The sequence below is a fragment of the Niveibacterium sp. COAC-50 genome (assembly GCF_013184235.1).
In the GTDB taxonomy this organism is placed as follows: domain Bacteria; phylum Pseudomonadota; class Gammaproteobacteria; order Burkholderiales; family Rhodocyclaceae; genus Niveibacterium; species Niveibacterium microcysteis.
Genome location: NZ_JABCJM010000010.1, coordinates 33,514 through 54,097, shown reverse-complemented (window position 1 = coordinate 54,097; position 20,584 = coordinate 33,514). Strand labels below are relative to the sequence as shown.

The following is a 20,584-nucleotide window of genomic DNA, read 5'->3' as shown; positions in this document are numbered from 1 at the left end:
CTGCGCCCTGGATTGTCCGGTGCAGTCGGTGCTATCGGTGGGCGCTCCGATTTCAGGGTAGCCAAGATAACGTTTTCATGATCAGGGGTTCTGCATGAGTGTTTTGATCGCTGAAACACAGCCCATTCGGCTCGCGAACGGGCGCTTTCGCCTTGCGTCGGCGGGCGTTTGCCTGGAAGTCGATCCGAACGTCGGGGCACGCGTGGTTTCGCTCCGCCTGGGCGAATCGGAAGTGCTTTCGCAGCCGCATGCGCATCCGGACAACTACGGCTCGACTTTCTGGGACGCGCCGCAGGCCGCGTGGGGGTGGCCACCGAGGGTAGGGCTCGATTCGGCGCCGTACGAAAGCACGGTCGAAGGCGACGCGCTGGTCTGCCAGAGCCATGTCGACGCTTCCTGTGGCCTGAGTTTCAACAAGCGCTTCGTGGCATTACCCGAGGAACAGGGTTTCGCGATTCGCTACCGCATTCGTAACCACCGTGCTCAAGCACAACGCTTGGCGCCTTGGGAGGTCACGCGGGTTCCGGGCGGGCTGAGTTTCTACCCCGGGGGCGACGCCCCTAACGTACCCGCGTCGGCGCTTGCCGTGCAGCGATGTGAGCGTGGATTCGCCTGGTACGCCTTTGAGCGGGAACAGTTAGTCGTCGGGCGCAAACATTTCGGGGTCGCTCGCGAAGGATGGCTCGCTCATGTCACGCCGGAACGCCTGCTGTTCGTGAAGCAGTTCGAGCGGGTCGGTGCGGCACAGTGTGCCGAGGGTCATGCGCCGATCGAAATCTGGGGGCAGGACGGCGGCGTCTACATCGAGCTTGAAAACCACGGCGCATGCGTGTCGCTGGCGCCGGGTGCCGTACTCGATTACACGGTGCGCTGGTTCGTCCGCCCGCTACCGCCAAAGCTGGAGCTGCGTGCGGGCAATCCAGCCTTGCTCCGGGAGGTGGAAGCCGCGCTGCAGCTGCGGCGTGATGAGCGGGCGAACTAGCTGGGCCGGGAAAAAAGACTCGTTACTTCGCGGGCCCGTCAATCATAGGCTTAGCTCGCCTGAGCCTGAGCCTGAGCCAGAGCCAGAGCCAGAGCCAGAGCCAGAGCCAGAGCCAGAGCCAGAGCCAGAGCCAGAGCCAGAGCCAGAGCGTGCACGAGAAAATGTTGTTACGCGAAACGGCGCCACGGCGTCGTTCACCTATGTTCGGCGAAAAAAAGAGTTGTTACCCATCAGCGGCCAGAAGGCCCGGCTTTCGCCCGTACCCGAGCGGGCATTAAAGGACTGGCAGGCCACGCCAAGAAAACAGCGCTCGGACGTGGCCTGGACCCAGGATTTTTTCCGAGTGCAGGTCGACGCGGCTATGCCGCTGCGCAAACTTGTTTTGCGACGTGAAGCACCGAGTTGCTGGCGCTGGTATGCGTTGACCGCTGTGCCGGTCGTGGCTAACACCCCCGCTGGGCTTGACCGTCGCATGGCGACCCGAAGCGGAACTTAAGTCGCCTCCGAAGCGGCCACCGACTCCTCAGGCCTCTTGGGCAGCTCCCGCAGTTCACGGAAGCGCTGCGAGGTACTGGGTGGCCCTTTGCTCCGAAAAGTGGTCGATGACGACCTGTGCGACCACCAGTAGAAGCAATCCAGTCACGACGCCGTGCACCCAGCCTCGGCTTGTAAGCAGCAGGCCCAACACACTCAAGGCCGCCAGCACTGCCGCGCTGTAGCGGTAATACCTATACTTTGATACCACAACCTCTATGCGTGCTCGCTCTTTGGCTAACACCTGGCTCTGTTGAGGTGTGCCGATACTCAAGGTCAGTTCTTCGACCAAGCCCTTGTCCCGTACAAGCAGCGATGCTGCCGTTCCACACAGCAGCATCGCAGTTGCCAAGACGGTGACGCCGAACCCCACGGCAAAACCGGAGTGCGTCGCAACCCAGAGCCAAACGGCAATGCAGGTCAACGCAGCTGAGCCCGCGAAGATGAGCAGCATTTCGTGGTACTCGCCTTTGAAATATTCACGAATCAAAGACTGCAGCGGTGCAAGGGTTTCAGTGGGGTTCATAGGAACTTACTTAGTTGCCCGCGTGACACTCAACAGCATGTGCAGCGCGCCACTCGGAAGGGGTTTGCGACTCCCATTGCCGAAAGGCACGGAAGAATGAGTTCTGGTCTTCGTAGCCCAGCAGATAGGCAATTTCGATAAGCGTGAGCGAGTGGTCCGCCAGATGCTCGAGTGCCATCTGATGTCGGGTCTGAGTCACCAGGGCTTGGAAGCTGACGCCTTCATCCGTCAGGCGGCGCTGCAAAGAACGCTCGCTCATGGCAAGTTCAGCGGCCACGGAGCGAATGTCCGGGCGACCGGCAGTCAAACGACGCCGCAAAACCCACTTGGTCTGCTCGGTCACGGATTCGGACGCGTCATGATGTTCAAGACGTCTGTCCAATTCCGGAACGAGAACATCGAGCAGGTCCTTGTTGTAGGTGGCAAACAGCTTGTCTAGGTCTTCTCGCCGCCACGCGATGCGGTCGACCGTCGCATCGAACTTGATGTCGCACCCGAAGTATTTCTCAAGTGCCGACCTTGCTACAGCCGAACGTGCAAGCTCTAGCGACAGAGGTATCAGGCGCTCGCCTGTTCCTCTGCGTCCCAACTCCACGAACGACACCATGGTCGCGTCGACTAAAGCGCGAGGAACTGTATCTGAAGCACCATGTGGCCAACTGATGCTAAGCGCGCTGTGGTCGGCAAAATCTTGGACCGAAACTTCCTCGGGTGCGCACAGTCGCTTGAGACGAGCGACCCGATTCAAAGCGTCCCGAAAAGTTCGAGCGTGCTGGGCTGCCACAAAAGCGAGAGGCATCACGGCCCCGTCCAGACTCGTTGCGATACGAAGGCCAATGGTCGAGTCTTGGCTAACAGTTTCGATGGCCCGCCACAGGGCGAAGAACTGCGTCGTGGCAATCGGCGCATCGTCCCTCAGCACGCTCAGAGGCAGGTTCGCGCGTCGAATGACCTCTGCACGGTCAACTCCGGCCCGCTTGAGGCCCTCCCACAGCGTGGCCGGAATCTTCAACTTGTCTGGAGCGGTGCTATTCATTGCCCTTACTTCGCTTGGAAGCCGCCATCTACGTTAAGTATGTGACCGGTGACGAAGCTGGCTTCGTCCGACAGCAGCCAGCAGATGGCATTGGCGACTTCTTCAGGGCGGCCCAGTCGATTCATGGGGTGCATTGCCGAGATACTCACCTCATTGTAGTTGGGGTCGCCACCGCCGAGCTGGGCGGCAATGATGTCGGTCTTGATGGCGCCAGGTGCCACGCCGTTGACCCGGATGCCTTGAGTCGCGTGGTCCAGGGCAGACGACTTGGTCAGTCCCACCACCGCGTGTTTGGTCGAGGCATATGGCCCCGCCCAGGTGATGCCATTTAGACCAGCGATGGACGCCAAGTTGACGATGGCACCGCCTCCCTGCTTGGTCATCTGAACGAGCTCATGTTTCATGCTGAAATACACACCCATGACGTTGGTCTCAACCATTGCACGGTAGTTGTCACTGCTCGACTGCACAAGAGTGCCAGTCTCGTTGGACAGGCCAGCGTTATTGACCGCCATGTCTAGGCGACCGAACTCAGCCACGATGCCGTCAATCATCGACTTGACCGCAGCCTCATCGGCTACATCGTTCTGAACAAAGCGAACTTGTGCGCCGTCCCGGGCCGCGGCGGAAACCTCGGCGACGGCGGCTTGCCCGACGTCCGTACGACGGCCGCTCATGACGACAGTGACGCCTGTGGCGACAAGCTTGAGGGCAACGGCCTTGCCGATGCCGGTGGCGCCGCCAGTAATCAGGGCTACTTGATTGGACATTTCAGACTCCTTTTTGTGGACCGAGAGAAGTTCTCGGGATGTAAGAAGTCTAGGAGCTCAGCGGCGCTAGATATATGCCAATCACGCCATACGATATGCCACATGCGCCAATCAGGGTTTGACTACTCGATTGAGGGGAGGACCGAATTTTCCAGGCAAACAGTAGTTCCGAATGTCTGGTTTTGGCTGAATTGGGCAGCGTCAACGACAGACCGGAATGGCCGAAATCGAGCCAAGACATGGTCTAAGTTGGTCGCCGGGAACCGGTCATCCAGGGCAGGCCGGCGATGGAGATTTGGCAGGCGTCGCCAATGGCGGCTATTGCCCGGGAACGGCAGCTCGGTCAGGACCAGCAATGTCGTCCTCGGTTACCGGCATCGACGGTGAAACAGACCGGAATCCGCACCGAGTCCCGAGCTCGGAGTCGGCGCACCCCTCGCACAGTAGAAGGGCTGTACCGAATAGGCAGAACCCGCGACGCATCAAAACAAGCAGACCAGAGCCAACGAGCGCTTTCAACAGGCGTTCATTCTGCTGGAGCCTCAGGATGCAGCGACCTAAACGCTGCTGAACGCGATGTTGCAGGGACTCTATGTTTTCTATGGTGGCGCTGTGCCTCAAGGAATCGTCTCGCCCTAGGGGTTTGACTCAGCGTCGAGCCGGCGCAGAGGCCGGAATAATTGCGACAGCAGAACGCGGTACGAGGCGGCCACCAGAGGCACCGTTGGTGAGATTGCAGTGCCCCACCGCACAAGGGACCAGGCTGGATTCTCCATTGAGCGGGGCACAGCAGACCTGGTAACGACTAATTTTCTGAGGTAACGACTGTATTCCTCAAGTAACAACTATGTTTTGCTGACGCACTAGCCGATGAAGGCGACGGTGTTGCGCTGGACCGGCGGGTTCTTCGCGAAGTAGCGCTTGATGCCGCGCAGGATCGCCTCGGCCATCTTGTCCTGGTACGCCTCGTCCTTCAGACGCAATTCTTCTTCCGGGTTCGAGATGAAAGCGGTCTCGACCAGGATGGATGGAATGTCTGGCGCCTTCAGCACCGCGAAGCCGGCCTGTTCAACCTGGCCCTTGTGCAGCTGGTTGATGCCACCGAGTTCGCCCAGTACGGCGCGGCCGAGCTTGGCACTGTCCTGCATTGTGGCGGTCTGCGAAAGGTCGAGCAGGGTGCGGGCGAGCAGGGCGTCCTTGACGCCGAGGTTCACGCCACCGACCAGATCGGCTGCGTTCTCTTTCTGCGCCAGCCAGCGCGCAGCCGTGCTCGATGCACCCTTGTCGGACAGCACGAATACCGAACTGCCGCGCGCATCGGGTTTGATGAAGGCGTCGGCATGGATCGACACGAAGAGATCCGCCTGCACCGCGCGCGCCTTGGCAACGCGCTGGCCGAGCGGTACGAAGAAGTCGCCATCGCGCGTCAGCATCCCGCGCAACAGCGGATCGGCATCGATCTTGGCTTTCAGGCGGCGCCCGATTGCCAGCGTGACGTTCTTTTCAAACGTCCCCGCCTTGCCGACTGCACCCGGGTCTTCGCCGCCGTGGCCCGGATCGATCGCGATCGTGGCCAGGCGGGTGACCTGTCCCTTGCCGCCGCGGTGCTTGCGGTCGGCAGGGCTGACCTCCTCCTTGTTGTCTTGCTGAGCCGGCTTGACTGGTTCAGCGGCCTGAACCGGTGCGGAGGACGCCGGTTCAGGGGTGGTGCTCGGTAGTTTGCCGGCGTCGCCGCCTGGCTGCGCAGTTGGCCGCGTCGGGGACGCGGCTTCGCCACTCGCGGCCACGATCGGATCGGGCTTTTCGATCAGCGCGAGCAGCGGGTCGATCGGCTCGGCCGGGTAGAGGTCCAGCACCAGGCGATGGCCATACTGGCCGACCGGGTCCAGCGTGAACACCTGTGGTTTGACCTCGGCCTTGAGTTCGATGACAAGGCGCACTACGCCGGGGCGGTTGCGACCGGCGCGGATCAGTTTAATGTAGGGGTCGCTATCGGTGATCTTGCCTGGCAGGCTCTGGATCACGCTGTTGAACTCAGCGCCTTCCAGATCGATCACCAGACGTTCCGGATTCTTGACGATCTGATGGCTGTACTTGAGCGTGTCGCGGCCTTCGAGCGTGACGCGTGTGTAGTCCTGCGAAGGCCATACCCGTACGGCCAGGATGCTGGTTTCGGCCGCGAAGCCGACGCGCGAGACGAGCAGCGTCATTGCCGCGCCGCCGAATTTCATGAAACGACGGCGTTGCATCATCGGCACGGCAGCGTGATCCGGTTCAGACACTGGAGGCCTCGCTCGCTGCAGCCGCGCAAGCGCGCGCGACGCCCGTCGCCTTCCGGCTCAAGCTGGACTTCAAGGTCCGCAGCCGGCACAAAGGGCGCACCTTTGTCCGGCCATTCGACCAGGCATATGCCCTGGCCTCCGAAGTACTCTTCAAGCCCTGCATCGACAAATTCTTCCGGGTCCGTGAACCGATAGAAATCAAAGTGATACAAGTCTAATTTAGAAACAGCATAAGGTTCAATCAAGGTGTACGTCGGACTGCGTACCGCACCACGGTGGCCGAGAGCCTCCAACAGCCCGCGCACCAGGGTGGTTTTGCCCGCGCCGAGATCCCCCAGCAGGTAGATCGTGAGCCCGCCTTCGAGCGCCGGCGCTATCGCGGCACCGAGTGCGCGCGTCGCTGCCTCGTCCGCAAGCAGGCAATCTGCGGCGGGCGAGCGGCTATCATCGGGGGCATGCAGGCGGTCAGACACAATTCTTCTCCGGACGCGGCGCAACTGGCGGCGCAGATCAAGGAATGGGGGCGGGCGCTCGGCTTCTCCGCAGTCGGCATTTCAGGCGTGGACCTGGGTGACGCGGAAGGAGCGCTGGAGGCCTGGCTCGCGGCCGGCTACCACGGCGAGATGGATTATATGGCCCGCCACGGGCTCAAGCGTGCGCGGCCCGCCGAACTCGTACCCGGCACGCTGTCGGTGGTGTCGGTGCGGCTCGATTACTGGCCCGAGGCGCACGGCGCGCAGCAGCAACTGGCTGATCCGGAGCGCGCCTATGTGTCGCGCTACGCACTGGGGCGCGACTATCACAAGGTGTTGCGCAACCGGCTGCAGAAGCTGGCGGACAGGATCGGTGACGCGATTGGCGAATTCGGCCACCGCGTGTTCGTCGATTCGGCCCCAGTGCTCGAAGTTGCGCTGGCGACCCGCGCAGGCACCGGATGGCGCGGCAAGCACACGCTGCTGCTCGATCGAAACGGTGGCTCGACCTTCTTTCTTGGCGAGTTGTTCGTCGACCTCGCGCTGCCACCCGATGCGCCGATTGCGCCCCACTGCGGCAGCTGCTCGGCCTGTATCGATGCCTGCCCGACCGGGGCGATCGTGGCGCCCTACAAGGTGGACGCGCGGCGCTGCATTTCCTACCTGACGATCGAACTCAAAGGGCCGATTCCCGAAGCGCTGCGTCCGCAGCTGGGCAACCGCATCTATGGTTGCGACGATTGTCAGCTGGTGTGCCCCTGGAACCGTTTCTCGCGCACCACTTCCGAGGCGGATTTCGCGCCGCGCAATGGGCTGGATTCGGCGGCGCTGGTCGAGCTGTTCGCTTGGAGCGCGGAGGATTTCGCGAGCCGCATGGCGGGCAGCGCGATCAACCGGATCGGGCATGAGCGTTGGCTGCGCAACATCGCTGTGGCCCTCGGTAATGCGCCGACGACACCGACCGTGCTGGCGGCGTTGCAGTCGCGCGCGGCGGATCAGTCCGAACTGGTGCGCGAACATGTTGGCTGGGCACTTGCGCAGCACGCTGCGCGCCGCGGGGGCGCGGGGCAAGACATGGAGGCGACAACTTGAAACGACACAACCGGCCCGGCTGGCGCCACTTGGCGCAGTCGGTTTTTGTGCTCTGCGGCCTCGCGGCGAGCGTCGCTTGGGCCGATACGCTCAAACCCTTTACGACCGATGGCTGCTCCAGCTTCCCCGATGGCACCCCGTGGCAACAGACGCTGTGGCTCGACTGCTGCGTGAAGCACGACATCGCCTACTGGATCGGCGGCACCAAGGAGGAGTCGCCGCCGACGAGACCTTGGAGCAATGTGTGGCCGCGGTCGGCGAGCCGGCGATTGCGAAACTGATGCTCGCCGGTGTCCGGGCGGGCGGAACACCGTATTTTCCGACCACCTACCGTTGGGGCTATGGCTGGTCGTATCCGCGCGGCTACGGCGCCCTGAGCCGGGATGATGCCGAGCAGGTCAACGCGCGGCGCCTTGTCGTGCCAATGCTCAACGGCGCGGGCGTCAAGGCGATCCCGGCGCTGCACAAATTGCTCGGCAGCTACGACCTGCTCGCGCCCGCCGAGCGCTGAGTCGGTTTGTCGGGTTAGCGGGCCGGCTTCTCGGCCGCCAGGCGCGCGTAGCTGCTGCCGATGGCGTCCATCATCTCGCCGATTCGCTCGCTGGTTGTCGCGACATGGCGCGCGGCGTTGGCGTCACCGCCGTCAGGCCCGATCGCGGCATCAAAGAAGATCCACTGCTGGCGCGCGAGTTTGAGGTTGTCTGCGACTGCGGGCGAGGTCTGCGGCGCACGGGTCAGTTCGTCCAGGCTGGTGACGAATTCCTTGCGGGTGGTTTCGATGTCCACGCGGCGGCCCTGCGATTTGTCGCCCAGGCGTGTCTGCAGGTAGAGGCGGGCGAGGCGCTGCGCCAGCATGTTGTTGCGGCCAGCCAGGTCCGACAGCCGCCATACAGGGCTTTCTTCCGCACCTTCGAGCTGCATCGCGAGGCGACCGGCGGCAATCGTCAGCTCTTCGGCGCTGAGGATCACGCGCTCGGCGGTGCTCGCGGTCGGGATCGCGGTGATCAGCTGCTTCTGCTCCTGCCAGCCGGCTTCCACGCGTTTGAAGGTCGCCGCCGCCGGACCTTGCAGCGGGGTCTGCCGCAAGCTGGCCAGCGTGGCGTCGAAGCGGGTGACGCCCTGTTCGATCTGGCGCTGCGCCGGCTCCGCGTTGAGGTTCAGGCGCAGTTGCAGGTGAAGTTTTGCCAGCCGTTGAGACAGCGAGCGCAGCTCGGCTGCCTGTGCCACCGGTGGTATGGCTGGGGTGCTGCGGGTTTGTGCAAAAGCTTGTGCGGACAGCGGGAGCAGGGCGAAGGCGAGTACGGAGAGAAGTCGTTGCATGGCCAGAAAGGCGGTCTTCAATAAACCGTCATTCTGGCGAGTCGAAATGTTGGAATTATTACAATCAACAAAGTTGTAATGGTGGCCAAATGCCGCGCTGGGCCAGGCGCGGCATCGCCCGGCCCCTCAGGGTACTTCGTGCCCCGCACCGGCTTGCCAGATCGCAAACCACGACTGCTCGTCCATCGCAAGCGCGGTCGCAGCAACCGCTGCTGCAATTGCGGGCAGGCGCTGGCTACCCGTAAGCGGAAGTGGCCGCGCCGGGTGGCGAAGGATCCACGCATAGGCGGCGGTTTCCAGTGATACGCCGTGTTCGCGCGCGTAGGCATCGAGTGCGCCGCGCACCCGGTGTGCTTCCGGGCTGTCGCCAAAGAGGCGGCCACCGCCCAGCGCAGACCAGATCATCGGCGGCCGGCCCAGGGCGATCGCCTGATCGAGCGTGCCGTCGTGCAGCGGTTCGCGATGCAAGGGCGAGAGTTCGATCTGGTTCGTGACCAGCGGCACGCGTGCGTTGAGCATCGCGAACTGGGCCGGGGTGAAGTTCGAGACGCCAAAGGCGCGCACTTTTCCCGACTGCAGCAGGCGATCGAACGCGTCTGCGATTTCGTCCGGATCCATCAGCGGGCTTGGCCGATGTATCAACAGCAGGTCGATCCAGTCGCAGCGCAGTTGCTGCAGCGAAGCGTCCACCGAGGCGAAGAGGTGTTCGCGCCCGGTGCGGTAGTGCTTGATCCGGTGCTCGGGCCGGTTCGGCGTGGTCAGCGCGATGCCGGTCTTGGTGACCAGCTCGATCCGGTTGCGCAGGCCGGGCTCAAGCGCCAGCGCTTCGCCGAACAGGGCTTCAACCGTGTAGCCGCCGTAGATGTCGGCATGGTCGAAGGTGGTCACGCCGAGGTCGATACAGCCGCGGATCCAGTCCAGCCGCTGTTGCGCCGACCACTGCCAGTCCGCCATGCGCCAGGCGCCGGCCACGATGCGGGAGAGTTCCGGGCCGTGCTCGGCCAACTGAATGCGGGGGCTGATCATGCTTGGGCTCCGAGCAGGTCGAGAATCGCGCGAACGCCGATCTCGGCGATCGCAACGTCTTCTTCTTGAGATAGACCACTGACGGCGACGCCGCCGACCACCGCGCCACCTACGCGCACCGGCAGGCCGCCGCCCCAGCCGACGTAGCGTGTGTCGTCGTAGTAGCAGAAGTCCCAGCCCTGTTCATGCGCGGCGCGGCCGACGTCTCCGCTCGGGCTGTCGAGCCGGGCGCTGGTCCAGGCCTTGTTGGTGGCGACGCGGACTGAGGTGGTTTGTGCGCCATCCATGCGTTCGAGGCTGATCAATTCGCCGCGCATGTCGGCCACGGCCATCACGGCGGCGCGACCGCTGCGCTGGAGTTCGCTTCGCATTGCGTCGATCGCGGCGCGGGCTTCAAGGAGGCTCAGGGTGGATTCGGTTCTCATCGGAATTTGGTAATGAAGTACGAGATTGCGTACGATGGTGCGAGTCTAGTCGCGATCGCTGCGTCTCGCAACATGGTGCGTTAATGTCGAACCAAAGTACGAATTCGTCGGGGGAAGAGGGCTTTGCAGCACGGCTGCGCGAGCTGATCGGAGATACCCCGGTGGCCGCATTTGCGCGCCGCGTGGGCGTATCCGAAGCCTTGATCCGCAAGTACCTCGCAGGGTCCGAACCGGGCCTGGCGAAGGCCAACCAGATTGCGCGGGCGGCCAACTGCTCGCTCGAATGGCTCGCAACGGGCGCCGGCTACCGCTATCGGCAGGCCGAAGTAGTGGATATGGCGGCGCTTGAGCACGCGGTTCGCCTCACCGTGAAGCAACTTGGGGCGCGCGAAATTTCAGTGACCGACGAGGCGGCCATGAAATTGATCGTCGCCCTGTATCAATACCTGCGTACGACCAAGTCGCCGGATGGCGGTTTCGATGTCGCGGCGGCTGAGAGCTTCGCGAGCTACCTCGGTGGTGTCTGTGGCGTGTCGGCCTGAGCGGGCTATGATTCCCGCTTCTCGAACGCTCTGCACAAACGCCCGTGGCTAATAACGACACCCGCCCGATCGGCATCTTCGACTCCGGCGTAGGCGGACTCTCCGTCCTGCGCGAGATCCGTGCCCTGCTGCCGGATGAGACCCTGATCTACTGCGCCGATTCCGGTCACGCACCCTACGGCGATAAACCGCAGCAGGTGATCCGCGAGCGTTCGCTTGAGCTGGCGGAGTTCCTCGTGCGGCATGACGTGAAGGCGCTCGTGATCGCATGCAACACGGCCACCGCGGCAGCCGGTCGTGCGCTGCGCGAGCGCTGGCCTTCGCTGCCGGTGATCGGCATGGAGCCGGCGGTGAAGCCGGCTACGGCAGCAACGCGCAGCGGCACGGTGGGCGTACTCGCCACCGTCGGCACGCTATCGAGCGCGCAGTTTGCGGCCTTGCTGGATACCTTCGGACACGATGTGCGGGTGGTGACGCAACCGGGTGTCGGGCTGGTCGAGGCGGTGGAGCGCGGCGAACTGAGTGCGGACGGCACCCGCCACATGCTCGAAGCACACCTTAAACCGTTGCTGGCGGCTGGCGCCGATGTGATCGTGCTCGGCTGTACGCACTACGTATTCCTGCGCGAGCTGGTCGAGTCGATCGTTGGCCCGCAGGTCAAGGTGATCGACACCGGCGCCGCTGTGGCGCGGCAACTTGCGCGCAAACTCGATGAAAAAGGCCATCGTGCACCGGCCGGCGAAGCGAAGCCGGTGCGTTTCTGGTGTAGCGGCAACCCCGGCACCGTGGCTCACGCCATCGACGTGCTATGGGGTGAGCACATCTGGCCTGACGCGCTACCCCGGTCTCAAGTCATCACGCCGCACACGCGTTGAAAGCGGTGACCGGCGCTGCGGCGCGCCGGGCAGGCGACTTCGCCGTTGCGCTTGCGGGGGCGAGCTGGATTGCGCAGTCCCGCAGGGCTTCGACAACGACGCGCGATGCACCCGACAGGCGGATCTTCTGACCGCCGTGAATGAAGTGATCGCCGGGCATATCCGGGCTGGTGACCCAGATGCTGCCGTGGCTGACCTGCAGCGTCCAGCCGCCTGCTGCGTCAAGTGACAGCAGCTTCCCTTGCGCTAGATCAATTGCGCCGTGTGTTAGATTCACTTTCATCATCACTTCTCCGTGCATACGCCAACTGTTGATTGATTATTGGCCTTGCCGCGAATGTTTGCGTCGATGATTTCTGACCTCTTTGTGAGCTGAGCTAACATGCAGAAGCCGCCGCGACTGCCGCCACTGAGCGCCCTCCGGATGTTCGAGGCGGCGGCGCGCCACCCGAGTTTCAGTGCCGCAGCCGAAGAGCTGGCGGTGACCCACGGCGCGGTCAGTCAGCAGGTGCGCGCACTCGAAGACTGGCTTGGTGTTCCACTGTTCGAACGCAGCGGGCGCCGCGTCTCGCTGACGCCGGAAGGGGTCAGCTTTGCGGCCGCAGCGAATGAGGCACTGTGTCGCGTTGGCGACGCTGCAGCCAAGCTCAAGCGGCGAACCAACCCGAATCGACTCACGATTACAACGATGCCGTCGTTCGCGGCGCGCTGGCTCGCCCCGCGGATCTCGCGCTTTCTCGATGTCGAGCCGGGCGTCGAGTTCAGCATCATCACCACCGCGCAGGTTCTGGACTTCGCGCGAGACGGCATCGATGTCGCGATCCGCGTCGGCTTTGGGCCCTGCAACGAGCCCAACGCAGTGAGGCTGATGGCCGACACGCTGCTTGTCGTTGCCAGCCCCGGCTATGCGAATGGGCGCCTGCCGACGACGCCCGAGTCGCTTCTGGCGCATCCCTTGATCCGCGAGGATTACCCGTTCTGGGACGATTGGTTCCGCGGCGCCGGCCTGTCGCTGACGGTGCCGAGCAACGGCCTCGTCTTCAACGATTCATCGCTCGCCCTGCAGGCGGCCATCGATGGCCGCGGCATTGCCGTGACCCGACGCAGCATTGCTGCCGGGGAAATCGCCGCCGGGCGGTTGGTCAAGCTGTTCCCGCAAGAGGTGCCGACCGATCTCGCCTACTGGTACGTCACCGCCGATCGCGCACGCGAAACGCCGCTGATGCAGCGCTTTCGTGCCTGGATCATGGCGGAGGTAGCTGCCGGCTGAGCGGTCGTTGGCAAAACGACCAGCGCGGGCCGGTGGCGCCTACTTGCTGTCGCCGCCCTCGCGCCAGATACGCAGCAGTTTGTCGTAATCGATGGTCTTGCCACGCGGTCGCTCGTCCGGCAGTGGGCGTCGCGGGCCGTCCGGCGCACTGAACCAGAATTCCTTGCTGCGTTCGTTGCCGAGTTTGGGCGCACAGCGCGCGAGCCCGCTGGTCTCAAGCTGGGCGAGCACGCTGTCCATGTCCTGTGCGAGGTCGTCCATCGCGCGCTGCGGTGTCTTTTCGCCTGTGGTCGCCGCGCCGATCTGCCTCCACCAGAGCTCGGCCAGCGCCGGGTAGTCCGGCACATTCGGGCCGGTGGGTGTCCAGTAGACGCGGGCAGGGCTGCGGTAGAACTCGATCAAACCGCCCAGCTTGGGGGCCAAGCGTGTCATCGCAGGCGAGCGGATGTCCGAATCGCGGATGAAGGTCAGGCCGACGATCGACTTCTTCAGCGATACGGTCCGTGACACGGTGAACTGCGCGTACAGCCACGCCATCTTCTGCCGCTGCACCGGGGTGCCGCTGAGCAGGGTCCAGGCGCCGACGTCCTGGTAGCCACGCTGCATCCCGGGCTCCCAGTAGGCGCCGTGGGGCGATGGGGCCACGCGCCACTTGGGTGAGCCGTCCGGGTTGTTGATCGGCAGGCCGGGTTTTGTGAGGGCGGCGGTGAAGCTGGTGTACCAGAAGATCTGCTGCGCCACCTGCCCCTTGCCTGGGATCGGCCCGGCGTCGGTGAAGTCCAGCTGCAGCGTGCCCGGCGGCGCGAACTGCGTCTGCCAGTCGAGATACTTGCGCAGGGCGTACACGGCGGCCGGACTGTTCGTTGCGCCACCGCGGGTCACGGAAGCACCAACTGGCCGGCAGTTCTCGACCCGAATGCCCCATTCGTCGATCGGCGTGCCGTTCGGGTAACCCTTGCTGGCCGCGCCTGCCATCGATAGCCAGGCATCCGTGAACCGCCAGCCCAGCGACGGGTCTTTCTTGCCGTAGTCCATGTGGCCGTAGATGCGTTGGCCATCGAGCTCGCGCACGTCGTTGCTGAAGAATGCGGCGATATCCTCGTATGCCGACCAGTTGAGCGGCACGCCTAGCTCGTAGCCGTACTTCTGCTTGAAGCGCTGCTTGAGCTCGGGGCGCGAAAACCAGTCGTAGCGAAACCAGTACAGATTGGCGAACTGCTGATCCGGCAGCTGGTAGAGCTTGCCGTCGGGGCTCGTCGTGAATGCAAGTCCGATAAAGTCCTTCAGGTCGAGCGTTGGCAGCGTCACGTCGCGACCGTCGCCCTGCATCCAGTCGCTGAGAACCAGCGTCTTGCCGTAGCGGAAATGTGTGCCGATCAGGTCGCTGTCGTTGACGTAGGCGTCATAGACATTCTTGCCGCCGAGCATCTGCTGCTTGAGTTGCCTGACGAGCTCGCCCTCCGGGATGGTGTCGTGAACCACGCGGATGCCGGTGAGTTCGGTGAACGCCTTCGCGAGCACGGCGGATTCGTACTTGTGCGTGTCGATCGTCTCCGACACCACCCGAATCGTCTGACCGCGAAACGGCTTGGCCGCTTTGATGAACCATTCCAGCTCGGCCTTTTGTTCCTGTCGCGTGAGCGTGCTGGGCTGGAATTCCTTGAGCCAACGATCAATCGTGCTCGGGGCCGCCGCGGTGCCGGCATTGGCAGCAGCTGACAACAGCGCCAGCAAGAGGGTGAGGGTCGGGCGCATGGTGGCGATCAGAACTCGGGCGGCGCGACACTCGCCGGATCGATACCGTAGCGCGCGAAGATGGCGCGGTACTCCGCTGTCTGCTTGAACGCGCTTAGTGTTTTGCTGAAGTCGCGCGCCAGCGACTGTTGCCCGCGCGCGAGGGAGAAGGCGATATAGAGCTTGCCACCCGATATCGAAATCGGCTCATAGCCAATCTGGTCCGCGACGCCGAGCCGGCGCGCCGTGTAGATCCCCACCGCGGTGTCGAGCATCGCAAAGTCGATGTGGCCGCGCAGCAGCTTGCGCAGATTCTGTTCATGCGTCTCGACGGCCTCGCGCTGAAAGTAGGGCGCGTTGGCGAAGTCGGGTGAGTAGGCGTAACCGGCCAGCGTACCGACTGTCTTGCCGGCGAGGCTGAACAGACCCTCGTATCGGAACGGATTGCGCTTGAGATAGAACAGCGTGATGCGAGTGCCGGACAAGGCTTCGTCAGGGAAGGCGAGGAAGTCTTCCCGCTCGTTCTGGTCGCCCCGGCCGATGTCCAGGAGCGCATCCACCTCGCCTTTCTGCGCCATCAGCAGCGCGCGCTTCCACGGCGCGAAACTGAGTTTCAGCGTATGCCCCATGCGTGCCAACACCGCTTTGCTGACGTCGTAATCGAATCCAGTTGGCTGCCCCTGTTCCTCGAACACATAGGGTGCGAACGCTTCGCTGACGACGAGGAGCTCGCGCGCAAACGCATACGGGCTGACAAGCAGCCCAACGCACAGCCACCCCACCAGCGCTTGCACAGCGCGCATCAAACGACCCTCTGAAAACACCCACGATCGCCACGTTAACGGCGGCTGCTGCCGCGACTTGACGCGGCAGCCGTTTGGCCCGCGGGTTCCCGCGGCGTCCGCCGACATGTCGCACTGAGGCTGTCGCTCGCGAATCGGCGCAGGTTCGTGGCGCTCTTGGTGGGCGGCCGAATGCGCTGCGAGTTGCGCCCATGAATTTCCGTCAAGGACACCCCAAGAAAAAATCGCTTGCACTGCTGATATATCAGTACTAGTCTACTGATATATCAGTTGATCCCGCGATAAACGGCGTTGATTAGGACGCGTCGGGATTGAGCTGCCACGCCAGGAGACTCAACGCATGCGCAACTTCATCGACCACGAATTTCTGCTCGATACCGCCGTCGCCAGCCGCCTCTATCACGAGGTTGCGGCCGACCTGCCGGTGATCGACTACCACTCGCACCTGCAGCAGGGCGAGATCGCCTCGCGCAAGACCTTCCGCAACATCGCCGAGCTGTGGCTGGGTGGTGACCACTACAAATGGCGCCTGATGCGCACCGCCGGCGTGTCGGAAGACTTCATCACCGGGAGCCAGCCGGACGAGGCAAAGTTCCGCGCCTTCTGCAAGATGCTGCCGCTGGCGGCCGGCAACCCGATCCACCACTGGAGCCACCTTGAGCTGCGGCGCATCTTCGGCATCGCGCTGACGATCAACGAAGCGAATGCGGGGCAGATCTGGGAAGCGGCGAACGCCAAGCTGGCGAACATGAACACCTGGACGCTGCTCGAGCAGGCCAAGGTCGAAGTCGCCTGCACAACGGATGACCCGGCGGACGATCTGGCGCAGCACGCCGAGATCGCCGCTTCGGCGCTGAAGACCCGCGTGCTGCCGGCCTTCCGCCCCGACAAGGCGATGCGGATCAATAACCCGGACTTCGTCGCCTACATCGAACGATTGTCCGCTGTGTCGGGCGTGCGGATCGCCAACTTTGATTCGCTGATCGCGGCGCTTGCAGCGCGCGTCGAGTTCTTCCATGCGCGTGGTGCGCGGATCTCCGACCACGCGGTCGACATCGCCCTGCCGTTTGGCCAGGTTAGTGCGGCACAACTCGAAACCCTGTTCGCCAAGCGCGTCGATGGTGAGTTGCTCAGCGATGCGGAAGCTGCGCAGTACCTGCGCGGCCTGCTCGAAGCACTCGGCCGGGTGTATGCGAAGCACGGCTGGACGATGTGCCTGCACATCGGTGCCCAGCGCAACAACAACAGCCGCATGATGGGCCGCCTCGGCCCGGACACCGGCTACGACTCGATCTCGGACATGAGCTGTTCCGCGGGCCTGTCCGCGCTACTCGACGCGCTCGACACCGACGACCAGTTGCCCAAGACGATGCTGTTCTGCCTCAACCCCGGCATGAACGAAGTGCTGTCGACGCTGATCGGTGCGTTCCAGGACGGCAGCTCGGCCGGCAAGCTGCAGTACGGCCCGGCCTGGTGGTTCAACGACCACAAGGACGGCAATCTGCAGCAACTGCAGACGCTGGCAAACCACAGCCTGCTTGGCACCTTCGTCGGCATGGTGACCGACTCGCGCAGTTTTGCTTCCTACCCGCGCCATGACTACTTCCGCCGCCTGTTGTGCCGTCTGCTCGGCCAGTGGGTCGAGGCTGGCGAATACCCGAACGACTTCGATGCACTCGCGCAGATCGTGCGTGGCGTCAGCTACGAAAACGCCAAGCGCTATTTCGCGCTGTGACCGGCACCGGATCAGGAAACGCGATCATGCAAAAAGTCCTCTGCATCCACCCCGACGACGACATGCTCGTTGCGCTCGACGATCTCGCTGCTGGCGAGGTCGTCCAGTGGGAGTCGGAATCGATCCTCGTCTGCACACCTGTCGCACGCAAACACAAGCTCGCACGCCGCGCCTTCGCCGAAGGTGAGGTGATGAAGCTCTACGGCGTGCCGGTTGGCAAGGCGACCGCTGCGATCCGTCGCGGCGAGGCTGTGACGACCGAGAACCTGCGCCACTACGCCGCCGATGTGGAACTGGGTGCGACGCAAGCCTACGAGTGGACGCCGCCGGCGGTGGAGCGCTGGGCCGGCGCGACCTTCCCGGGGGTTGTGCGTGCCGATGGCCGTGTCGGCACTGCCAACTACTGGCTGATCTTCCCGCTGGTCTTCTGCGAGAACCGCAACGTCGAACATCTGCGCAATGCGCTCGAAGCGCCGCTGGGCTATGCGCGTGACGACCTCGCCGCGTTCACGCTCTCGCTGCTCAACGAAGACATGGCCGAACCGAAGGCGGTGACGCGGCCGTTCCCGAACGTCGACGGCATCCGCATGATCACGCACACCGGTGGTTGCGGCGGTACGCGGGCCGATGCGCGCACGCTGTGTCGGGTGCTCTCTGCCTACGCCGATCACCCGAACGTGGCCGGCATCACCGTGTTCAGCCTGGGGTGCCAGAACGCGCAGATATCGATGTTCAAGGAAGCGCTCGCGAAACAGAACCCGAATTTCGACAAGCCCTGCCTGATCTACGAACAGCAGAAGTGGGAAGGCGGTGAGCAGGCGATGATGCAGGCGGTGCTGCGCGACACGCTGGCTGCGCTCAAGCAGGCCAACGAGGTGAAGCGCCAGCCCGTGCCACTGTCGCACCTGAAGATCGGCGTGAAGTGCGGTGGGTCCGATGGGTTCTCGGGCATCTCGGCCAATCCGACGATGGGCCTTGTCTCCGACATGGTGGTTGCGCTTGGCGGCGCTTCGATCCTGGCTGAGTTCCCGGAGCTCTGCGGTGTCGAGGCGAACCTGATCGAACGCTGCGTGAATGAGGATGACAAACGGCGCTTCCTCGGCCTGATGCGCGATTTCGAAGCCAAGGCCGAAGCCGTTGGCACGCACTTCGCCGACAACCCGAGCCCAGGAAACATCCGCGATGGCCTGATCACGGATGCGATGAAATCTGCCGGTGCCGCGAAGAAGGGTGGCACCTCGCCGATCGTGTCGGTGCTCGATTACGGCGAGCAGACCGACAAGCCTGGCCTCTCGCTGCTCTGTACGCCGGGGAACGACGTGGAATCGGTGACCGGCATCGTCGCTTCCGGCGCGAACGTCGTGCTGTTTTCGACCGGTCTTGGCACGCCGACCGGCAACCCGATCGTGCCGGTACTGAAGATCGCCACCAATACGCGGGTCGCCACCAAGCTCAACGACATCATCGACTTCGATTGCGGCCCGGTCGTCGACGGCGCGCCGCTGCCCGAGGTCGCCGGCCAGCTGCTCGATCTCGTCGTTGCCACCGCAGGCGGCCAATACACCGTCAAGGCCGACCGCCTGCAGCAGTACGACTTCATCTTCTGGAAGCGCGACATCTCGCTCTGATCGCCGCGCGGAGAACCACCATGAAACAACTCAATCGCGAAACGCCCTTTGCCTACCCGATCCGCTTCGCGCAGTTCGGCGAGGGCAACTTCCTGCGCGCCTTCGTCGACTGGCAGATCGACCTGCTCAACGAGCGCAGCGGTCTGGACGCCGGCGTGGTCGTGCTGCGCCCGATCGCCCGCGCCGACATGCCCTTGCTCGACAGCCAGGGTGGCGTCTACACCACGCTGATCCGCGGGCTCAACGAGGCGGGCGAGGCGGTGAAGACGTATCGCAAGATCACCTGCGTGCAACGCGAGATCGACATCGCCTCGATGTACGACGACTACCTCGCTGTGGCGCATCACCCGGCGCTGCGCTTCATCGTCTCCAACACGACCGAAGCGGGCATCACAACCAACGACAGCGACGCTTACGCCGACGTGCCGCCGGCGAGCTTCCCTGCCAAGTTGACCCGCCTGCTGCACGAACGCTTCCAGCATTTCAAGGGAGCGCTCGACAAGGGTGTGGTGCTGCTGCCCTGCGAGCTGATTGACCACAACGGTGATGCGCTGCGCGCGGCAGTGAAGCACTTCGCCGCCCTATGGGCGCTCGGCGAACCGTTCAACGCCTGGCTCGACGAAGCTTGCACCTTCTGCTCGACGCTGGTGGACCGCATCGTCACCGGCTTCCCGCGCGAGGAGATCGCGACGATCGAGGCCGAACTGGGCCACCACGATCAGTTCCTCGTCACCGCGGAGCACTTCTACCTCTTCGTGATCGAAGGCCCCGCCTGGCTTGCCGACGAGCTGAAGCTTGCTGGCGCAAACCTCAACATCAAACTGGTCGACGACATCACGCCCTACAAGCAGCGCAAGGTCGGCGTGCTCAACGGCGGGCATACCGCGATGGTGCCGGTGGCGCTGCTCGCGGGGCTGGAGAGTGTCGGCGAAGCGATGGATGACGCTGAGGTCGGTGGCTTCCTGCTCGACGCCTTGAACCAGGAAATCATCCCCGCGCTGCCCCTGCCGCGTGAGGAGCTGGAGCCCTTTGCGGCAGACGTGCTGCGCCGCTTCCGCAATCCGTACATCCACCACCGACTGGAATCGATCGCGCTCAACAGCTGGAGCAAGTTCGCCGCGCGCGTGCTGCCGCAATTGCTGACCTACCAGGCCACCAACGGCGTGTTGCCGCAACGCCTGGTGCTCGCACTTGCCGCAACGATGCAGCTCTACCGCGGCGGTGTGATCAAGCTCGCCGACGATGCGCCCATCCTCGCGTGGTTCGAGGCGGGCTGGCAGCGCGTTGTGCAGGGTGAGTGGTCGCGGCATGAGCTGACGAAGTCGTGGCTCGCGAACACCGCGCTGTGGGGACGCGATCTCAACACGGTTCCCGGTTTGTGCGAGGCGGTAGCGTCCTCGCTCGAAGCGATCGGGCAGCAGGGCATGCGCAAGGTGCTGGCAGCACTGACAACTGAGCAGCCGGTAGCAGTTTGAACACACGGCGCGGGCGTAAAGCCTGCGCCTGCCGGATACAACGCAATACCGCAGTA

The 20,584-nt window shown here is 63.7% G+C and carries 21 protein-coding genes; 10 read left to right on the top strand and 11 right to left on the bottom strand.

Annotated features, from left to right (window positions below):
• Positions 1–94 precede the first annotated feature (94 nt).
• Entirely contained in the window at positions 95–982 is an 888-nt protein-coding gene (locus HH302_RS21820) for a hypothetical protein (protein WP_172205194.1), read from the top strand.
• 550 nt (positions 983–1,532) lie between these two features.
• On the opposite strand, the gene HH302_RS21815 is transcribed toward HH302_RS21820, so the two are convergent.
• The 5 genes from HH302_RS21815 to tsaE form a co-directional block, all read right to left on the bottom strand.
• Positions 1,533–2,042, bottom strand: a complete 510-nt coding sequence (locus HH302_RS21815) for a hypothetical protein (protein ID WP_172205191.1) — start codon at positions 2,040–2,042, stop codon at positions 1,533–1,535.
• Positions 2,043–2,052: 10 nt separating this feature from the next.
• Positions 2,053–3,078 carry an AraC family transcriptional regulator gene (locus HH302_RS21810; protein WP_172205188.1) on the bottom strand — a complete coding sequence of 342 codons (1,026 nt, stop codon included), beginning with the start codon at positions 3,076–3,078 and terminating at the stop codon, positions 2,053–2,055.
• Between the two features lie 5 nt (positions 3,079–3,083).
• A complete protein-coding gene (locus HH302_RS21805; protein ID WP_172205185.1) occupies positions 3,084–3,848 on the bottom strand; it encodes a glucose 1-dehydrogenase in 765 nt (254 codons plus the stop codon).
• Between the two features lie 863 nt (positions 3,849–4,711).
• Positions 4,712–6,100 carry an N-acetylmuramoyl-L-alanine amidase gene (locus HH302_RS21800; RefSeq protein ID WP_253946276.1) on the bottom strand — a complete coding sequence of 463 codons (1,389 nt, stop codon included), beginning with the start codon at positions 6,098–6,100 and terminating at the stop codon, positions 4,712–4,714.
• Entirely contained in the window at positions 6,097–6,603 is a 507-nt protein-coding gene (tsaE, locus tag HH302_RS21795) for a tRNA (adenosine(37)-N6)-threonylcarbamoyltransferase complex ATPase subunit type 1 TsaE (RefSeq protein ID WP_172205182.1), read from the bottom strand. Before tsaE ends, HH302_RS21800 begins: the two co-directional genes overlap by 4 nt.
• On the opposite strand from tsaE, the gene queG reads away from it, so the two are divergent.
• Genes queG through HH302_RS22370 form a run of 3 tightly spaced genes read left to right on the top strand, consistent with a single transcriptional unit; the run spans position 6,586 to position 8,206 of the window.
• Complete coding sequence (gene queG, locus HH302_RS21790) at positions 6,586–7,695, top strand: tRNA epoxyqueuosine(34) reductase QueG (protein WP_172205179.1); 1,110 nt, start codon at positions 6,586–6,588, stop codon at positions 7,693–7,695. The two genes, tsaE and queG, sit on opposite strands and share 18 nt — an antisense overlap.
• Positions 7,692–7,976 (top strand): hypothetical protein, encoded by a 285-nt coding sequence (locus HH302_RS21785; protein ID WP_216662021.1) that lies wholly within the window; start codon positions 7,692–7,694, stop codon positions 7,974–7,976. The genes queG and HH302_RS21785 overlap by 4 nt, the downstream gene beginning before the upstream one ends.
• Positions 7,940–8,206 carry a hypothetical protein gene (locus tag HH302_RS22370; RefSeq protein ID WP_216662020.1) on the top strand — a complete coding sequence of 89 codons (267 nt, stop codon included), beginning with the start codon at positions 7,940–7,942 and terminating at the stop codon, positions 8,204–8,206. Before HH302_RS21785 ends, HH302_RS22370 begins: the two co-directional genes overlap by 37 nt.
• Positions 8,207–8,220: 14 nt before the next feature.
• Here the strand turns inward: HH302_RS22370 and HH302_RS21780 are convergent, their stop codons facing one another.
• The 3 genes from HH302_RS21780 to HH302_RS21770 form a co-directional block, all read right to left on the bottom strand.
• Positions 8,221–9,015, bottom strand: coding sequence for a type IV pili methyl-accepting chemotaxis transducer N-terminal domain-containing protein (locus HH302_RS21780; protein WP_172205176.1), 795 nt, complete (start codon positions 9,013–9,015; stop codon positions 8,221–8,223).
• Between the two features lie 126 nt (positions 9,016–9,141).
• Positions 9,142–10,041 carry an aldo/keto reductase family oxidoreductase gene (locus HH302_RS21775; protein ID WP_172205173.1) on the bottom strand — a complete coding sequence of 300 codons (900 nt, stop codon included), beginning with the start codon at positions 10,039–10,041 and terminating at the stop codon, positions 9,142–9,144.
• Entirely contained in the window at positions 10,038–10,466 is a 429-nt protein-coding gene (locus HH302_RS21770) for a heme-binding protein (RefSeq protein ID WP_172205170.1), read from the bottom strand. Before HH302_RS21770 ends, HH302_RS21775 begins: the two co-directional genes overlap by 4 nt.
• Positions 10,467–10,549: 83 nt before the next feature.
• Between HH302_RS21770 and HH302_RS21765 the strand changes: the two genes are divergently transcribed.
• Both HH302_RS21765 and murI read left to right on the top strand, forming a co-directional pair.
• Complete coding sequence (locus HH302_RS21765) at positions 10,550–11,008, top strand: helix-turn-helix transcriptional regulator (protein ID WP_172205167.1); 459 nt, start codon at positions 10,550–10,552, stop codon at positions 11,006–11,008.
• Positions 11,009–11,052: 44 nt separating this feature from the next.
• Positions 11,053–11,883, top strand: coding sequence for a glutamate racemase (gene murI / locus HH302_RS21760; protein ID WP_172205164.1), 831 nt, complete (start codon positions 11,053–11,055; stop codon positions 11,881–11,883).
• Here the strand turns inward: murI and HH302_RS21755 are convergent.
• Positions 11,864–12,166, bottom strand: a complete 303-nt coding sequence (locus HH302_RS21755) for a DUF2917 domain-containing protein (RefSeq protein ID WP_172205161.1) — start codon at positions 12,164–12,166, stop codon at positions 11,864–11,866. The genes murI and HH302_RS21755 overlap by 20 nt on opposite strands.
• Before the next feature lie 99 nt (positions 12,167–12,265).
• On the opposite strand from HH302_RS21755, the gene gcvA reads away from it, so the two are divergent.
• Complete coding sequence (gene gcvA, locus HH302_RS21750) at positions 12,266–13,153, top strand: transcriptional regulator GcvA (protein ID WP_172205158.1); 888 nt, start codon at positions 12,266–12,268, stop codon at positions 13,151–13,153.
• A 39-nt stretch (positions 13,154–13,192) separates the two neighbouring features.
• Here gcvA and HH302_RS21745 read toward each other — a convergent pair whose 3' ends face one another.
• Positions 13,193–14,908, bottom strand: a complete 1,716-nt coding sequence (locus HH302_RS21745; RefSeq protein ID WP_172205155.1) for an ABC transporter substrate-binding protein — start codon at positions 14,906–14,908, stop codon at positions 13,193–13,195.
• Positions 14,909–14,916: 8 nt separating this feature from the next.
• Positions 14,917–15,690, bottom strand: coding sequence for an ABC transporter substrate-binding protein (locus HH302_RS21740; RefSeq protein ID WP_172205152.1), 774 nt, complete (start codon positions 15,688–15,690; stop codon positions 14,917–14,919).
• 340 nt (positions 15,691–16,030) lie between these two features.
• Here HH302_RS21740 and uxaC point away from each other — a divergent pair, with 340 nt between their 5' ends.
• From uxaC to HH302_RS21725, 3 genes are read left to right on the top strand one after another with little or no spacing between them, the layout of a single operon-like run.
• Positions 16,031–17,425 carry a glucuronate isomerase gene (gene uxaC, locus HH302_RS21735; RefSeq protein ID WP_172205149.1) on the top strand — a complete coding sequence of 465 codons (1,395 nt, stop codon included), beginning with the start codon at positions 16,031–16,033 and terminating at the stop codon, positions 17,423–17,425.
• 26 nt (positions 17,426–17,451) lie between these two features.
• Entirely contained in the window at positions 17,452–19,053 is a 1,602-nt protein-coding gene (locus HH302_RS21730) for a UxaA family hydrolase (protein WP_172205146.1), read from the top strand.
• Between the two features lie 20 nt (positions 19,054–19,073).
• Positions 19,074–20,528, top strand: a complete 1,455-nt coding sequence (locus HH302_RS21725) for a tagaturonate reductase (protein ID WP_172205144.1) — start codon at positions 19,074–19,076, stop codon at positions 20,526–20,528.
• Positions 20,529–20,584 lie beyond the last annotated feature (56 nt).

Bases quoted from the DNA above. Each gene is read 5' to 3' on its own strand.
- HH302_RS21820 (WP_172205194.1), top strand. From the start codon at position 95: ATGAGTGTTTTGATCGCTGAAACACAGCCCATTCGGCTCGCGAACGGG.
- HH302_RS21815 (WP_172205191.1), bottom strand. From the start codon at position 2,042: ATGAACCCCACTGAAACCCTTGCACCGCTGCAGTCTTTGATTCGTGAA.
- HH302_RS21810 (WP_172205188.1), bottom strand. From the start codon at position 3,078: ATGAATAGCACCGCTCCAGACAAGTTGAAGATTCCGGCCACGCTGTGG.
- HH302_RS21805 (WP_172205185.1), bottom strand. From the start codon at position 3,848: ATGTCCAATCAAGTAGCCCTGATTACTGGCGGCGCCACCGGCATCGGC.
- HH302_RS21800 (WP_253946276.1), bottom strand. From the start codon at position 6,100: ATGATGCAACGCCGTCGTTTCATGAAATTCGGCGGCGCGGCAATGACG.
- queG (WP_172205179.1), top strand. From the start codon at position 6,586: ATGCAGGCGGTCAGACACAATTCTTCTCCGGACGCGGCGCAACTGGCG.
- HH302_RS21780 (WP_172205176.1), bottom strand. From the start codon at position 9,015: ATGCAACGACTTCTCTCCGTACTCGCCTTCGCCCTGCTCCCGCTGTCC.
- HH302_RS21775 (WP_172205173.1), bottom strand. From the start codon at position 10,041: ATGATCAGCCCCCGCATTCAGTTGGCCGAGCACGGCCCGGAACTCTCC.
- HH302_RS21770 (WP_172205170.1), bottom strand. From the start codon at position 10,466: ATGAGAACCGAATCCACCCTGAGCCTCCTTGAAGCCCGCGCCGCGATC.
- HH302_RS21765 (WP_172205167.1), top strand. From the start codon at position 10,550: ATGTCGAACCAAAGTACGAATTCGTCGGGGGAAGAGGGCTTTGCAGCA.
- HH302_RS21755 (WP_172205161.1), bottom strand. From the start codon at position 12,166: ATGAAAGTGAATCTAACACACGGCGCAATTGATCTAGCGCAAGGGAAG.
- gcvA (WP_172205158.1), top strand. From the start codon at position 12,266: ATGCAGAAGCCGCCGCGACTGCCGCCACTGAGCGCCCTCCGGATGTTC.
- HH302_RS21745 (WP_172205155.1), bottom strand. From the start codon at position 14,908: ATGCGCCCGACCCTCACCCTCTTGCTGGCGCTGTTGTCAGCTGCTGCC.
- HH302_RS21740 (WP_172205152.1), bottom strand. From the start codon at position 15,690: ATGCGCGCTGTGCAAGCGCTGGTGGGGTGGCTGTGCGTTGGGCTGCTT.
- uxaC (WP_172205149.1), top strand. From the start codon at position 16,031: ATGCGCAACTTCATCGACCACGAATTTCTGCTCGATACCGCCGTCGCC.
- HH302_RS21730 (WP_172205146.1), top strand. From the start codon at position 17,452: ATGCAAAAAGTCCTCTGCATCCACCCCGACGACGACATGCTCGTTGCG.
- HH302_RS21725 (WP_172205144.1), top strand. From the start codon at position 19,074: ATGAAACAACTCAATCGCGAAACGCCCTTTGCCTACCCGATCCGCTTC.